Below are 15702 nucleotides of genomic sequence, written 5' to 3' on the forward strand. Positions count from 1 at the left end.
TTAATAAAATAATATAACTGGTATAAAACTTACTAGAAAAATGATTACCATAATTATTGCTATTATATACATCATTTTTTCCCTTGTTTTCTTTTTCATAAAACTCATCTCCTATATCTATCATTCTAAGTTTATAGTAAAACAAAATTAATTTCAATTAAAAAGCGTAGAGAATAAACTTTTTTTATCATTTAAGACTTATTAAAGCCATGACAAAAATATATTCTCCACGCTTCAAGAAACAAAAGAACTTAATTTCTATACCATTTATTATATTTTCATAATAAATTTATTTATTCTTTTCTATTAAAATACTTCCTCTTATAACATCTTCTTTTTGAAGAACCTTTATTTTATATCCTTCAGTTATAAGCTTATTAAAGTAAACTTTTTTATTAGCATAAAGCTTGCTTATATCTTTTGGATTGATTTGAATAGTTAAACTACAAGGTTTATTTTCTGATGCCTCTCTAATTTTATCAGCTAAAAGACGACCTTCTACAAGTTCTCTAAATGCTGGATGAAAAGGACCTACTACAACATCTTTACCTTCTGCAATTTCATCAGTAGGCTGAAGCCCTATTCTTATAACATTTATTCCTGCATCAGTATACATCTTATATAGTTCCATACAGATTTCAGTAGCTTCATCTAATGTATAAGGAATATATGTCCCTCTTTCATACATCAGTTCCATAGGAGTATCCTTAATAACTAAAGACGGATATAACCTGCATATATCAGGTTTCATTTCTATAGACTTTCTAACTGTTTCTCTATCTTTTTCAAAAGTATCTCCTGGAAGCCCTGGCATAATCTGATGCCCTAAAGTTATTCCATAATCTTTTATAAGCTTTGAAGCCTTATAAACATCTTCTGCTGTATGTCCTCTACCAGCCTTAATTAAAACTTCATCATCTAAAGACTGTACTCCAAGCTCTATAATGTCAACTTTATATTCCTTTAAGTATGCAAGTATATAATCATTAATATAATCAGGTCTTGTTGACATTCTAATTTTGTCTATAAGTCCTTTTTCTTTATATTCTTTAGCTACACTTAAAAGTTCTCTTTGCTTTTCTTCTCTTATTCCTGTAAAAGTTCCACCAAAGAATGATACTTCAACAGTTGCATTACTTTTATCTATTGTTCCTAAATATTCATCTAATATATTATATACAGTTTCTGCTGTAACCTTATCCTTTACACCTGTTATTCTATCTTGATTACAAAATACGCAATCATGTGGACAACCTTCATGGGGAACAAAAACAGGTATAATGTAATAATTTTTACTCATCAATTACCCCCATTGTTATTAGTGCTTGTTTTGCTGCATTTTGTTCTGCTTCCTTTTTACTAAAGCCTGACCCTGATCCCATAAGCTTATTTTTAACTACAACATTAACATAGAACTTTCTTCTATGTGGTGGGCCTTCAAATTTAACTAAATCATAAACTATTTCTATTTCTCCACCTTCTTGTAGATATTCTTGTAATCTTGTTTTAAAATCTAAAATTATTTTATTTTTTATAGCCTTATCTATTATGCTCTTAAATTCTCTTAAAATAAATTTATTAGCTTCTTTAATTCCTCTGTCTAAATATATAGCTGCTATTACAGCTTCTACAGCATCTGCTTGTATAGATTTTCTTTCTCTTCCTCCAGTAAGTTCTTCACCTTTACTCATTTTAATAAATTTTGAAAGGCCAATATTTTGAGCTACAGCATAAAGAGAATTTTCGCATACTATAAGACTTCTTAATTTAGTAAGTTCTCCTTCTGCTTTCTTTTTATAGTTAGTAAAAAGATATTCTGTTACACATAGCTGAAGCACTGAATCTCCTAAGAATTCAAGTCTTTCATTATAACATCCATCTTTAAACTGCTTAGCATAAGAGCTATGTGTTAAAGCAATATTTATATAACTATAATCATTAAATTTTACTTTTAACGCACTCTCCACCTGGTTTATATCATTTTCATTCATTTTTAAACTCTCCTCAAAAGTTTATTCTTCAATTTTCAGGGCTTACTAACAAATTCAAGAATAAACTAAAATTAAAATCCCGCAAAATAACAGCGGGATTATATTATTCTTCATGATGTTCTTTAATATAATTAACTACATCTCCAACACTCACAAATTTTTCAACATCTTCGTCTGGAATTTCTAATTCTAACTCATCTTCTAAAGCCATTATAAGTTCTACTATATCTAAAGAATCAGCATTTAAATCTTCAATAAATTCTGAATCCATTGTAATTTCTTCAGCATCTACACTTAACTTATCAGCTATTATTTCCTGCACTCTTTCAAACATAAATTTCACCTCCAAAGTTCTTTCAATAAGATAATAGTATATAAAGATATATTCGTCAATATAACTTTGGAAAAAATCATAATTTATATTTAATTTTATTTGAAATTTATTTTTGAATCTCTTCCTTTATTTTCTCTAAAACTCCTTTATCATAAAAAGATTTAGTTTGTTTTATAGCATTTTTAAAAGCCTTTCCATCAGAACTTCCATGAGCTTTAATACATATTCCATTAACACCTAAAAAAGGTGCTCCTCCAACTTCAGTGTAGTCGAATTTAGTTTTAAGATTTTTAAATACTGGCTTTAATAAAAGAGCTCCTATCTTAGATATTAATGAAGAAGAATATATTTCATCCTTAACTATACCTAATATAGAAGAGGCTGATCCTTCATACATTTTTAAGACAGTATTTCCAACAAATCCATCAGTAACTAGTACATTAACTTCGCCACGTGGAATATCTCTTGGTTCTATATTACCTACAAAATTAAAATCTTCTTCTTTTAATAATTGGTATGTAGCTTTTGTAAGTTCATTTCCCTTTTCTTCTTCTACCCCTATATTAACTAAACCAATAGATGTATCTTTACTATCGAACATTATTTCATAATATATTTTCCCCATTTTTGCAAATTGCACAAGATATTGAGGTTTACAATCCACATTAGCACCAACATCTACTACCATAAAGTTACCTTTTCTTCCTGGCATAATTGGAGCTAAAGCAGGTCTATCAACCCCTTTAATTCTTCCCACTATTAAAGTACATCCTGCCAAAAAAGCACCTGTACTTCCAGCTGATATAACAGCATCACATTCCCCTTGCTTTACTAAATTTAATGCTTTTACTATAGAAGAATCTTTTTTCTTTCTAAGGGCCATTACTGGATGCTCATTTGTAAAAACTACTTCAGTCGCATCTACTATTTTCACTCTTTCTTTAGGATAATTATGTTTTGAAAGCTCTGCTTCTATTTTTTCTTTAGGCCCTGTAATATATACTTCTATATCTGAATATTCATTTAATGCTTGAACCATTCCATCTACTACAGCTTGTGGAGCATTATCTCCGCCCATTCCATCTATAGCTATCTTCATAATTTTTTCTCCTTTTTTTCATATTTTTTTCTATATAAAAAGAAAAGAAAGTCATAAGACTTTCTTTATTCTTCAGTAACTACTACTTCTTTGCTCTTGTAGTAACCACAGTTCTTACATACTCTATGAGCTAACTTCATTTCGTGACATTGAGGACATTCTACTATTCCTGGAGTCTTTGCCTTGAAAGTTTGAGCTCTTCTTGAATCTCTTCTAGCTTTACATGTCTTTCTTGCTGGATTTCCCATGCTTACACCTCCTTATTATTCAACAACGCTCTTAGCTTTTCAAATCTAAGATCATAATCTTCGTTGTTACAGCTGCAGCTTTCCTTATTTAAGTTTACACCACAACTTTGACAAAGGCCTTTACAGTCTTCACTGCAAAGTCTTTTAATAGGCAAGGTAGAAACTATTGAACTTTCAACAACTTCCGAGATGTCTAACACATCATCTTTTACAAAAGATAGTTCTTCGTCTTCATCTAATAAAGACATATCATTTGTAAACCTCTCTTCTATATCAATATCTACTGGATAGATAAAGGCCTCTAGGCATCTAGAACACTTAAGTTCTAAATCACATTTAATATGAGCTTTAATAACTACAATTTCACTATCAGATGTTGCTAGTCCTTCAACTGCAACTTGCGAAACTGGTTTAATCATCTCTCCTTCAAAATTGAAAGGTTCAAGATCAAACTTATAGGAAATACTTTTTTTTCTTTCTTTTTTTGATATTAAGTCTGAAAATCGTATCTTCATAAAAACGACTCTAAATAAGAGCCTTTTCACTCCTTAACTAAAATATTTACTGAACAAACACAATTTATTATATAAAGTGAGTGAATAAAAGTCAAGAGATTATTTTAATAAATCTACTGTTTCTTTTGCAATCATTAATTCTTCGTTAGTTGGGATAACGAAAACTTTAACTTTTGAGTCTGCTGCAGAAATTTCTGCTAATTCTCCCATCACATTATTTCTTTCTTTATCAAATTTTACTCCCATGTATTCAAGACCTTCTAATATATCGATTCTTGTTTCCCATGAGTTTTCTCCGATACCTGCTGTAAATATGATAGCATCAGGCCCATTTAATGCTGCTGCATAAGCACCAATTTGAAGTTTTATCTTATAAGCATAAATATCTAAAGCAAGCTGAGCTCTCTTATCTCCATGTTTATAAGCTGCTTCTTTAAGGTCTCTTAAATCCGAACTCATTTGAGTTATTCCTAAAACACCTGATTTTTTATTCATTATTTCATTTACTTCTTCAGCAGTATAACCTAAATCAGTGATTAAATAAGTAACTATTGATGGATCTATGCTACCGCATCTTGTACCCATTACTAAACCATCAAGTGGTGTAAATCCCATTGTTGTATCAATAGATTTTCCATCTTTAACAGCTGTAATACTTGCTCCGTTACCGATATGACAGCTAATTATTTTTAAGTCTTTTAATTCTTTACCCATAACTTCTGCAACTTTTAAAGATACATATTTATGACTTGTTCCATGTGCACCATATTTTCTAATATGATTCTTTTCATAGAATTCATATGGAAGTGCATAAAGGAATGATTTTTCAGGCATTGATGAATGGAAAGCTGTATCAAATACTAGTGCCATTGGTGTGTTTGGCATTAAGGCTTTACATGCTTCTATACCTGTTCTATTTGGTCCATTATGTAATGGAGCTAATTTAACACATTCTTTTAAATCTTCCATAACCTTATCATCAACTAAAACTGACTTAAGATATTTTTCTCCTCCGTGAACAACTCTATGTCCAACAGCTGATATCTCATCTAAAGATTTAATCACTCCAAATTCCCCATCTACTAGAAGATCTAATACATGTTTCATAGCTTCTTTATGATCATTCATATCTTCTTCAATCTTATGTTTATTACCATTAACTTTTTGAACTAAACTTGATCCTGGTAGTCCTATTCTTTCCACTAATCCTTGAGCTAAAGTTTCTTCATTTTCCATATCTATAAGTTGATATTTTAACGATGAACTTCCACAGTTAATTACTAATACTTTCATTAGTATATCCCCCTCTTTTAAAAACACTAATTTATTTAATAATCTCCACTTTTTTATCCAATAACTATATAACTTACTTTATTAAAGTAACCTATTATTTAATTAATTATTTAGTTGCTTGAGCTTGAACTGCTGTAATTGCAACAACCTTAACTATATCGTCTGAGTTACATCCTCTTGATAAGTCATTGATTGGTTTTGCAAATCCTTGACAGATAGGTCCAATTGCTTCTGCGTTTGCAAATCTTTGAACTAATTTATATCCAATGTTTCCTGCTTGTAAATCTGGGAATACTAATACGTTAGCCTTTCCTGCAACTTTACTGTTTGGAGCTTTTTGGCTTGCTACCTTTTCAACTATTGCAGCATCTAATTGTAATTCACCATCAATATTTAAGTCAGGTCTTAATTCTTTTGCTTTTTCTGTTGCGTTTCTAACCTTTTGTACTAATTCTCCATCAGCACTTCCCATTGTTGAGAATGAAAGCATAGCAACGTTTGGTTCCATTTTGCAAAGGTTCTTAGCTGTTTCAGCTGTTGCTATAGCTATTGCAGCTAATTGATCTTCATTAGGATTTGGATTTACTGCACAGTCTGAGAATAATAATAATCCATCTTCACCGTACTTAGATCCAGGTACTAACATTATAAAGAAACTTGATACTGTAGATACACCTGGTGCAGTTTTAATTATTTGTAAACCTGGTCTTAAAAGGTCTCCTGTTGTATGAACTGCTCCTGATACCATACCGTCTGCATCATCAAGTTTAACCATCATTGTTGCGAAGTATAAAGGATCTCTAACTATCTTATCAGCCTTTTCCATAGTCATTCCTTTGTTCTTTCTTAATTCATAGAATGCTTCAACGTATGCTCCTAATTTTTCTGATTCTTCTGGGTCGATTATTTCAACTCCTGTTAAATCTACATCTAAAGTCTTAGCCTTAGCTAATATTTCTTCTTTATTTCCTATTAATACAGCATCAGCTATACCTTGTCTTTCTATTTCTTGAACAGCTACTAAAGTTCTTTCTTCATTTCCTTCTGGTAATACTATTCTCTTTTTATCCCTTTTTGCTTCTTCAAAAATTTTGTTCATAAGTTCCATAAGTTTATTTCTCCTTTCAAGACTGTCTGTCTACATAATACTAATATACTCCTTAAACATATAAAATTTCAATACAAAATATGCTATTTTCATAAAGTCTTTAGATTAAAAATTATCTAAATTATCAGACAACGTTTTTTTATTAACAATCTGTTAAACCTTATTTTTTTAATTCTTATTTTAAATCCAACTTATGCTATAATACTTTTATTATGTTAATATGGAGGAATTTTTATTATGAATTTAACTGGAATTATTACCGAATATAATCCTTTTCACCAAGGACATGAGCATCATCTAAGTAATGCCATAAAAGACACAAACTCTGACGGCATAGTGTGCATTATGAGTGGTAACTTTATGCAAAGAGGAACTCCAGGGCTTTTAGATAAATGGTCAAGAGCTGAAATTGCAGTATTAAATGGAGTTGATCTTGTAATTGAACTTCCTTTAATATACTCAATATCTTCTGCTGAAGGCTTTGCTTATGGTGCATGTAAAATATTAAATTCTTCTTCAGTTATTAATAACTTGTATTTTGGTAGTGAATGTGGAGATATAAATTCATTAACAAAGGTTTCTAAAACCCTTACTTATGAACCTGAAGATTTTAAAAACTCATTAAAATCTTATTTAAATGAAGGACTTCCTTTCCACTTAGCAAGAAGTTTTGCCCTTAAGGATTATTTATCCCATATAGAAATTTCAGAAATTTTATCAAAATCAAATAATATATTGGGAATTGAATATATAAAATCTTTAATTAAATTAGATAGCTCTATTGTCCCAAGAACAATACAACGAACTGGAGCTGACTATAATGACACAAAAATATCAAAAAGTTTTTCATCTGCAACTGCAATTAGAAAAATTCTTTTAGAGAAAAAAAATATAGAAGCTCTAAAAAATCTTGTTCCAAAAGCAACTTATGATTATCTTTATAATCTTCAGTGCAATAATTACAATTTTACATTTGAAAATGATATTTTTAACTATTTAAGATACAAATTGATAATAGAAGGTGAAAAAATTAACAATATATCTGACGTTTCAGAAGGGATTGACAATAAAATATTGAAAGAAATTCTTAATTCAAAAGATATAAACGAACTAATTTTAAAGGTAAAAAGCAAAAGATATACCTATACAAGAATAAGTAGAATTTTATTAAGCTTTTTTATAGGCCTTGAAAATTATGATTTAAAATCAATTATTAATAATTTTGATGATTATATCCGTCCTCTTGCTTTCAATTCTAGAGGTAGAGAAATATTAAAAGAAATGAAAAGCAAAAGTTCTATAGATATAATAACTAAAGTACCTAAAAAAACTCAAAATAAAAAATTAGAATTAGATATTCTTGGTACAAAAGCTTATTCAATTATAAATCCATCAATTTCTCCTTATGAAGACTACTTAAAAAGTCCAATATATTTAAAATAAAATATAATAAAGTAAAGCCTTAGAAAATATAAATATATCAGATAGGAGTGATTTTATGTTTTATATTATATGTCTATGGCTTTTTATAATTATCTTAACTATTCTTTTAATTAAACAACTAAAAATAAATTCTAATTACATAATATGTTTTTTTCTTACTCTTCTAATTATATTTTTTGTGCTAGATATAAATAATTCAATAACTGCCTCTATTGAAGGATGTAAACTATGGTTTTATTCAATACTGCCAACTATATTTCCCTTTTTAGTCATATGTAATTTATTAATTTCTTATAATGGAATAGACTTGTATTCTAAAATTTTAGGTCCAATTTTATGCAAACCTCTTGGACTTTCTAAAGCTTCAGCCTTTCCTATAACTGCAAGCATACTATGTGGTTATCCGCTTGGAGCTAAATACTGTTCAGACATTTATAAAGAAAATTTTATATCAAGAGAAGAATATCTTCGTCTTTTAAATATAGCAACTAACTGTGGTCCATTATTCATTATAGGGCCTGTTGCAATATCTATGCTTGGAAACATTAAATTTGCATATATTTTATTAATTTCTAACTATATCGCTCCTTTAATAATTGGTTTTCTAATAAGAAAGAATGCAAAACCTTTATACTTAGAAAAAGCTATATCTTTTCATTCTTCAAATGTAGACTTTGGTACAAAATTTAAAACTTCTATAAATGATGCTGTAAAAACATCTATAACCATAGGCGCTTTTATTGTTATATTCTCAGTAATTATAAGTATAATAAAAAACAATACTTATATAAGCATTGTTTTTTATAAACTCGAATTACTTCTAAACTTAGAAAAAAATTCATTATATTCTTTATTTTTAGGAAGCATTGAAATCACAAATGGATGTAGTTTAATTTCAAAGTCCTATCTTGCATTACCACTAAAATTAAGCATAATAAGCTTTTTATGCTCATTTTCAGGGATATGCATAATTGCTCAGGTTAGTTCCTTTATAAGTGAACATAAGGTTTCACTTTTAAATTACTCACTACTTAAATTTATACAAGGTATATTAAGCTTTATAATTACATTTATACTTTCAAAACTAACCCTTACTAGCCTTGAAACTTCATCAATAGTTTCAAGCACTACAAGTAACTTTAGTATTTATTATTATATAGTACCTACCATATTAATTTTATTCATGTACCTTATATTAAAAATATTTAATAAATTACTTTTTCATATCTCTTAATTCTTTAATATTTTCTTTTATGGTAGAGCTGGTAGCACCTATTTTTTGATCTAAATCACTTGCAGCCTGTTCAAAACTTTGTTGAAGTGACTGTATCAGCTCTTCCTTTTTCTTTTCAATTTCTTTATCAAGCTGAGTTAAAATTTCATCTGAATAATCTCTTGAACGAAGTCTTATAACTTTAGCATCTCTTTTAGCTGCCGAAATTATTTCCTTTGCTCTTATGTTTGCTTCCCTAACTATATCATGATTCTCAACATTCTCTTTCATCATTTCTATAGTTTCTTTTTTTACAGAATCATATTCTTTTTTAGCTTCACTTAAAATTCTATCTCTTTCATCTAATACCCATTGAGCCTTTTTAAATTGTTCTGGAAGATAGTTGACTATTTCGGTAATAATTCCCAAAATCTCTTTTCTATCAATCATTGTCTTTCCACTCATAGGTACCCTAGGAGAACTTTCTATTGTATCTTGTAGATACTCAAGAAGTTCAACAACGTTACCATCCATCGATTTACTCACAACACCACCTCATCCCACACTCAAACATTACTTACTATTAATTTTCTCTATTATATCAGGGATAACCTCTTCTGGCACAAGACCACTTAAGTTTCCTTTAAATTTAGCAACTTGCTTTATTGCTGACGAACTTAAATATGAATATTGAGATGATGTCATCATAAATAATGTCTCAATTTCTGGATCAAGTTTATTATTCATAAGGGCCATCTGAAATTCATATTCAAAATCTGACAAAGCTCTTAATCCTTTTAAAATAACAGTTGCATTACATTGTTTCATAAAATCAATTAATAGACCATTAAAACTCATTACTTCAACATTTGGTATATCTTTAGCTGCTTTTTTAATAAGTTCAACTCTCTCTTCAATATCAAATAACCCACTTTTATTAACATTAACTAAAACTCCAACAATTACCTTATCAAAAATTTTAGCCCCCCTTCTTATTACATCCAAATGACCTAAAGTTATAGGGTCAAAACTTCCTGGATAAACGGCAATTTTCATTATTAATCCCCCTTAGTATTTATAGTAACATACAGTAGTATTACCATACCTTTTACTCTTAGAAATCCTTATCTTATTGTATCCTTCATAAATTTCTTCAATTGAGTCTATTTTTGTTACTATAATCCCATCTTCATTAAGCATATCATTTTCTTCAATGATTTTCAAAGCTTCAGGAATCATTTCTTTACAATATGGTGGATCAACAAATATTATATCAAACTTAATCCCTTTATTATTTAACTTCTTTAAAGCTTCATAAGCATCCATATTTAATGAAGTACAAAAATCTCCAAACTTTAAGTTTTCAATATTTTTCTTTAATAATGGGTATGTTACTGGACTTTTATCCACTAAGTATACTTCCTTTGCTCCTCTACTTGCAGCTTCAAGTCCTAAGCTTCCTGTTCCTGCAAATACATCTACTACTACTGCTCCTGGAATCTGCATTTGTATAGAACTAAACATAGCTTCCTTAACTCTATCTAAAGTAGGTCTTGTTTCCATAGTTGCTGGCGAAAGCAGCTTATGTCCCCTTGCCTTACCTGCTATTATTCTCACTTTATTTTTGCCTCCTTGACTATTTGTGTCATATTTCATTATATCGTACTAAATAAGTATATACAATTTCCTTTTTATATACAACAAAAGCTTTTAATTAAAACAAATATATTTACTGCTTTTTTCAAGTCCCATTGAAATTTCATATACCATTCTCTTATTCTCTTCATTAATATTACCTAAAATTTTATTAGCTTCCCCTCTAGCACATCTTAAAATATTCATATCTTCATATATATCTGCTAAAAGAAGACCTTCAGTACCACTTTGCTTCATTCCAAACATTTCTCCAGAACCTCTAAGTTTTAGATCCTGCTCTGAAATATAAAAACCATCTGTAGATTCAGTCATTATCATCATTCTCTTTTTAGTAGTATTAGTCTTAGCATTAGCTATAAGAATACAATAAGATTCATATTCCCCTCTTCCAACTCTACCTCTAAGCTGATGAAGCTGAGCCAATCCAAATCTTTCAGCATTTTCAACAATCATAACAGAAGCATTAGGCACATTAACTCCTACCTCTATAACAGTTGTTGATATAAGAACCTTAGTTTTATTTTCTTTAAATCTTGTAATTATCTCATCCTTTTCTTGAGGTTTCATCTTTCCATGAAGAATTTCAACTTCTATATCTCTAAATATTCCATCCTTTAGTTTTCTATAAACACTTTCAACAGAATTAAGTTGCTCCTTTTCATCTTCTTCAATAAGAGGGCATACAATATAAGCCTGCCTTCCCTTATCAATTTCATCCATTACAAGTTTATAAGCTTTATCACTTGCTGACTCTTGAAAGAATCTTGTATCAATTTTCTTTCTCCCTGGTGGAAGTTCATCTATAGCAGAGACATCAAGGTCTGAATAAAGGTATAAAGCAAGAGTTCTTGGTATAGGAGTAGCTGTCATAACGAGGCAATCTGCCCTTAACCCTTTATTTATAAGTTTACTTCTCTGCTCTACCCCAAATCTATGCTGTTCATCAGTAATTACAAGACCAAGCTTATTAAATTCCACATCTTCTTGAATAAGTGCATGAGTTCCAATAACAACTAAAGGTCCATCTTCCTTAATTCTTTCTTTAATTCGCTTCTTTTCTTTTGCAGAAGTACTTCCAGTTAAAAGCTCAATTTCTACTCCAAAGGGAGATAAAAGTTTTTTAGCTTCCTCATAATGTTGATTTGCAAGAATTTCTGTAGGAACCATAAAGGCACTTTTATATCCATTAGTATATACATTATATATTGCTATTAGTGCAACAACAGTTTTACCACTACCTACATCCCCCTGAACTAATCTATTCATTGGAAGAGGACTTTTTTGATCTCTTAAAATATCTCTTACTACCCTTGTTTGGGCACCAGTAAGTTCATATGGAAGTGCTTTTTTAAGTTCTGATAATTTATCATTCCATGGAAAGCTAATACCTTTTGACTTTCCTTTTATATTATGCTTCAAAAGAAGAAGCTTCATGGAATATGTGAATAACTCTTGAAACTTCAATCTTGTTATAGCACTGTTTAATAATTCTTTATCCTTTGGAAAATGTATTTCTCGTATAGCGCTATCTAAAGAGATAAGTTTATATCTTTCAAGTATTTCTTTCGGAAGATTTTCAGATATCTTAATATTTTCAAGTACAGAAATTATCTGTTTTGTAAGAAACTTATCTGTCAAATCTCCCTTAAGTGGATAAATAGGTTTTATTTCACTATTTAAAACTACATTTCCTCCAATTATAGGATTAACTATTTCAAGCATATTGCCTATTCTCTTAAACTTCCCTAAAAGACTATAATCACATCCAAGTCTAAAATTATTTCTGATGTAGGGCTGATTAAACCATTTACCTTCAACCTTATGACCTTTATATTCAAATTCTATAGTTACTAAGTATTTACCATTTCTAGTTCTAATAGCACTACCTATTTTTTTAACTGTGCATGTTAATATCTGCTTTTCTTCACAGTCTATTTCATTAAACTCTGGATTTCCACTTAAAAACTCATAATCTCTTGGAAAATATAATAATAAGTCAAGAATATTAAAAATCCCTGCTTTATTAAGCTTTTCACTAGCCTTTGGCCCAACCCCCTTAAGGGATGACACTGAACTGTATATATCCATAATAATTCTCCTCAAAATAAAAAGCACCATTTAAGGTGCTTCTTAAACAAATTTATTCTACTGACATTAAAAAATAATATAAAGGCTGATCTCCCTTATAGCATTGGAAATCTATATCTTCATATTTATCTTCTAATTTAGACACAAATTCTTCTGCTTCTTCTTCAGTAACATCATTACCATAGAATAAAGTAACTAATTCGCTATCTTCATCTATCATTTTTTCTAGAATCTTTTCAGTAACTTCAAACTTTTCAGTTCCTACTTCTGTAATCTTACCTTCTTGTAAGCCTAAGATATTTCCTTCATTAATTACAAGACCATCCATTTCAGTATCTCTAACTGCATATGTTATAGATCCTGATTTAACAGTTTCCATAATTTCTTTTAATTCTTCTTCGTTGTTATCTGCATCACTATCTGCATTAAACATAGTTAAGCATGTAACACCTTGTTGAATTGATTTTGTTGGAATTACTCTTACATCTTTATCTGAAATTTCAGCCGCTTGATTAGCTGCCATTATTATATTTTTATTATTTGGTAAAATAAATATATGTTCAGCATTAACCTTATTTATACATTCTAACATATCTTGAGTAGATGGGTTCATTGTTTGGCCGCCTTCAATTACATAATCAGCTCCAAGTTCTTTAAATATTTTTGTTATTCCATCTCCCATAGCAACAGTTATGAATGCAAATTTTTTACTTTCTTCTAATACTGCTTCTTCTGTAGAATTTTCTTTTATTTCTTCTTCACTTAAAAGAAGCTCTCTATGTTCTTCTCTCATATTATCTATTTTAATTTTAGATAATTCTCCGATTTTTACTGCCTTTGAAAGTACAGCTCCAGGATCATTAGTATGAATATGAACTTTAATAACATCTTCATATCCAACTACTATCATTGAATCTCCTAAAGACTCTATTTCATCTTGGAAACTCTCAGCTTTAGATGCATCTCCTAAAATTATAAATTCAGTACAGTATCCAAATTTAATATCAGCTTCTACAGTGGATTTAGCACCTACATTACCACCTTCTGATATTTTTACATCTTTAATTTCAGCCTTTATATCATCTTTTAAAGCTGCAGTCATTCCTTGTAATATGATGTATAATCCCATTCCCCCTGAATCTACAACTTTTGCCTTCTTTAAAGCTGGCAGAAGATCTGGTGTTTTATCAAGCATTACTTTAGCAGCTGCTGTAATTTCTTCTAATAATTCAACTATATTAGTTTTATTACTTTCCATTCCTGCTTCAGCTGCTGCTCTTATTACAGAAAGTATTGTACCTTCTGTAGGTCTCATAACTGCTTTATAAGCAGAATTACACCCAGATTTAAATGCTGCTACTATTTGTCCAGCATCAGCTTCATCTACTCCTGCTAAGCCCTTTGATAAACCTCTAAGTATTTGAGAAAGAATAACACCTGAGTTTCCTCTTGCCCCCATTAAAGCTCCTTTTGCAAGAGTTTTTGACACTTCCCCAATAGAATCTGAGTTCATGTTTTCTATTTCCTTTACAGCTGCTTTAAATGTCATTGACATATTAGTACCTGTGTCTCCATCCGGAACAGGGAAAACATTTAGTGAATTTACGAACTCACTTTCCTCTGATAATCTATTACTGGCATTTACGACCATGTTATAAAAATCACGGCCATTAATTGATATATACTCCATTTCTACCTCCTACACTCTTACCGCTTGAACATTAACGGTTATAGCAGAAACTTTTAATCCTGTAAAGTTTTCTACACTATATCTTACCTTTTGAATTATATTATTGGCTATTACTGATATTCTAGTTCCGTACTCAACCATTATATATAATTCTATATTTAATCTATTATCTTCAGTGCAATTTATTTTAACACCTTTGCTTAAATTTTCTACTCTCATAAGTTCCCAAAAACCTTCACTAGCGTTTTTAGATACCATTCCTACAACACCATAGCACTCCATAGTTGATAATCCAACTATTTTTGCTAAGACCTCATCAGAGTAATGTATTTCACCATTTTCTTTAGAAAATCCAATCATTACAATTCCTCCTCTTACTTTTTCCTTACGTACTATTTTATCTTAGTTAAATATATTATTCAAGATTTATATTCCAATAATTATTTATGTTATTACAATTACTATTAATATTATTATAAATTATTTTATATAACACTTGATTTTTTTATTCACTTTATGATAAAATTCTTATTGTCCTATTGAAGAGATTTTATCTTCACATAACAAGGAGGTGTTTTCAAATGGCAAGAAGATGCGAAATATGTAACAAAGGCGTAGTTGCCGGAGTTCAATTCAGCCATTCACATCGTCAATCAAAGAGAACTTGGGCTCCTAACATAAAGAAAGTAAAAGCTTTAGTTAACGGAACTCCAAAGACAGTTCATGTTTGTACAAGATGTTTAAGATCTGGAAAAGTTGAAAGAGCACTATAATAAGGGTTCAAATAGAAAAATGCGTTAATATATCCTATTAATGCATTTTTTTATACTTCTTTTATTTATCGAGTAGGTGAACCTCAGAAATATTTTTTTCTGAGGTCTTTCCTCTCACAGAACCGTGCATGCGGGCCTCGCACACGGCTCTTGATAAATCTCCATTATTCTTTATAATAATGCAAAACTGCTGTTTCTACCTTAGACATGTCAAATAGTTTGATTTCATCAAACCATTTGTTCGGAAGTGC

Annotated in this window: 17 protein-coding genes; 3 read left to right on the forward strand and 14 right to left on the reverse strand. The window is 29.8% G+C overall.

The window, feature by feature from the left end:
- Positions 1–289: 289 nt before the first annotated feature.
- From BM384_RS02465 to pta, 8 genes are all read right to left on the reverse strand, one after another.
- Entirely contained in the window at positions 290–1300 is a 1011-nt protein-coding gene (locus tag BM384_RS02465) for an elongator complex protein 3 (protein WP_090010623.1), read from the reverse strand.
- Positions 1293–1991: a ribonuclease III gene (rnc, locus tag BM384_RS02470; RefSeq protein WP_090010626.1), complete on the reverse strand. Its 699-nt coding sequence runs from the start codon at positions 1989–1991 to the stop codon at positions 1293–1295. Before rnc ends, BM384_RS02465 begins: the two co-directional genes overlap by 8 nt.
- A gap of 103 nt (positions 1992–2094) precedes the next feature.
- Positions 2095–2325 carry an acyl carrier protein gene (acpP, locus tag BM384_RS02475; protein WP_090010628.1) on the reverse strand — a complete coding sequence of 77 codons (231 nt, stop codon included), beginning with the start codon at positions 2323–2325 and terminating at the stop codon, positions 2095–2097.
- Positions 2326–2431: 106 nt separating this feature from the next.
- The gene (plsX, locus tag BM384_RS02480) at positions 2432–3424 is read right to left on the reverse strand and encodes a phosphate acyltransferase PlsX (protein WP_090010631.1); all 993 of its coding nucleotides are present in this window, start codon (positions 3422–3424) and stop codon (positions 2432–2434) included.
- Between the two features lie 65 nt (positions 3425–3489).
- The gene (gene rpmF / locus BM384_RS02485) at positions 3490–3672 is read right to left on the reverse strand and encodes a 50S ribosomal protein L32 (RefSeq protein ID WP_090010634.1); all 183 of its coding nucleotides are present in this window, start codon (positions 3670–3672) and stop codon (positions 3490–3492) included.
- Positions 3673–3674: 2 nt separating this feature from the next.
- Positions 3675–4187, reverse strand: a complete 513-nt coding sequence (locus tag BM384_RS02490) for a YceD family protein (RefSeq protein WP_090010637.1) — start codon at positions 4185–4187, stop codon at positions 3675–3677.
- Between the two features lie 99 nt (positions 4188–4286).
- On the reverse strand, positions 4287–5480 hold the full coding sequence (locus BM384_RS02495; protein WP_090010640.1) for an acetate kinase: 1194 nt from the start codon (positions 5478–5480) through the stop codon (positions 4287–4289).
- A 106-nt stretch (positions 5481–5586) separates the two neighbouring features.
- Complete coding sequence (gene pta, locus BM384_RS02500; RefSeq protein WP_090010643.1) at positions 5587–6588, reverse strand: phosphate acetyltransferase; 1002 nt, start codon at positions 6586–6588, stop codon at positions 5587–5589.
- A gap of 237 nt (positions 6589–6825) precedes the next feature.
- Between pta and BM384_RS02505 the strand changes: the two genes are divergently transcribed.
- Both BM384_RS02505 and ylbJ read left to right on the forward strand, forming a co-directional pair.
- The gene (locus BM384_RS02505; RefSeq protein WP_090010646.1) at positions 6826–8031 is read left to right on the forward strand and encodes a nucleotidyltransferase; all 1206 of its coding nucleotides are present in this window, start codon (positions 6826–6828) and stop codon (positions 8029–8031) included.
- A 55-nt stretch (positions 8032–8086) separates the two neighbouring features.
- The gene (gene ylbJ, locus BM384_RS02510) at positions 8087–9265 is read left to right on the forward strand and encodes a sporulation integral membrane protein YlbJ (protein WP_090010650.1); all 1179 of its coding nucleotides are present in this window, start codon (positions 8087–8089) and stop codon (positions 9263–9265) included.
- Here ylbJ and BM384_RS02515 read toward each other — a convergent pair.
- The 6 genes from BM384_RS02515 to BM384_RS02540 form a co-directional block, all read right to left on the reverse strand.
- A complete protein-coding gene (locus tag BM384_RS02515; RefSeq protein ID WP_090010654.1) occupies positions 9245–9778 on the reverse strand; it encodes an ATPase in 534 nt (177 codons plus the stop codon). The genes ylbJ and BM384_RS02515 overlap by 21 nt on opposite strands.
- A gap of 39 nt (positions 9779–9817) precedes the next feature.
- Positions 9818–10300 (reverse strand): pantetheine-phosphate adenylyltransferase, encoded by a 483-nt coding sequence (gene coaD, locus BM384_RS02520; RefSeq protein ID WP_090010659.1) that lies wholly within the window; start codon positions 10298–10300, stop codon positions 9818–9820.
- Positions 10301–10312: 12 nt separating this feature from the next.
- Positions 10313–10861 (reverse strand): 16S rRNA (guanine(966)-N(2))-methyltransferase RsmD, encoded by a 549-nt coding sequence (rsmD, locus tag BM384_RS02525; protein ID WP_090010662.1) that lies wholly within the window; start codon positions 10859–10861, stop codon positions 10313–10315.
- Positions 10862–10954: 93 nt separating this feature from the next.
- Positions 10955–12988, reverse strand: coding sequence for an ATP-dependent DNA helicase RecG (recG, locus tag BM384_RS02530; RefSeq protein WP_090010664.1), 2034 nt, complete (start codon positions 12986–12988; stop codon positions 10955–10957).
- 52 nt (positions 12989–13040) lie between these two features.
- Positions 13041–14678 (reverse strand): DAK2 domain-containing protein, encoded by a 1638-nt coding sequence (locus BM384_RS02535; protein WP_090010667.1) that lies wholly within the window; start codon positions 14676–14678, stop codon positions 13041–13043.
- A gap of 9 nt (positions 14679–14687) precedes the next feature.
- Positions 14688–15038, reverse strand: coding sequence for an Asp23/Gls24 family envelope stress response protein (locus tag BM384_RS02540; RefSeq protein ID WP_090010670.1), 351 nt, complete (start codon positions 15036–15038; stop codon positions 14688–14690).
- Positions 15039–15259: 221 nt separating this feature from the next.
- On the opposite strand from BM384_RS02540, the gene rpmB reads away from it, so the two are divergent.
- Positions 15260–15451 (forward strand): 50S ribosomal protein L28, encoded by a 192-nt coding sequence (gene rpmB / locus BM384_RS02545; RefSeq protein WP_090010673.1) that lies wholly within the window; start codon positions 15260–15262, stop codon positions 15449–15451.
- The last annotated feature ends 251 nt before the right edge of the window (positions 15452–15702 follow it).

The organism is Clostridium sp. DSM 8431, assembly GCF_900116755.1.
Classification (GTDB): Bacteria; Bacillota; Clostridia; order Clostridiales; family Clostridiaceae; genus Clostridium.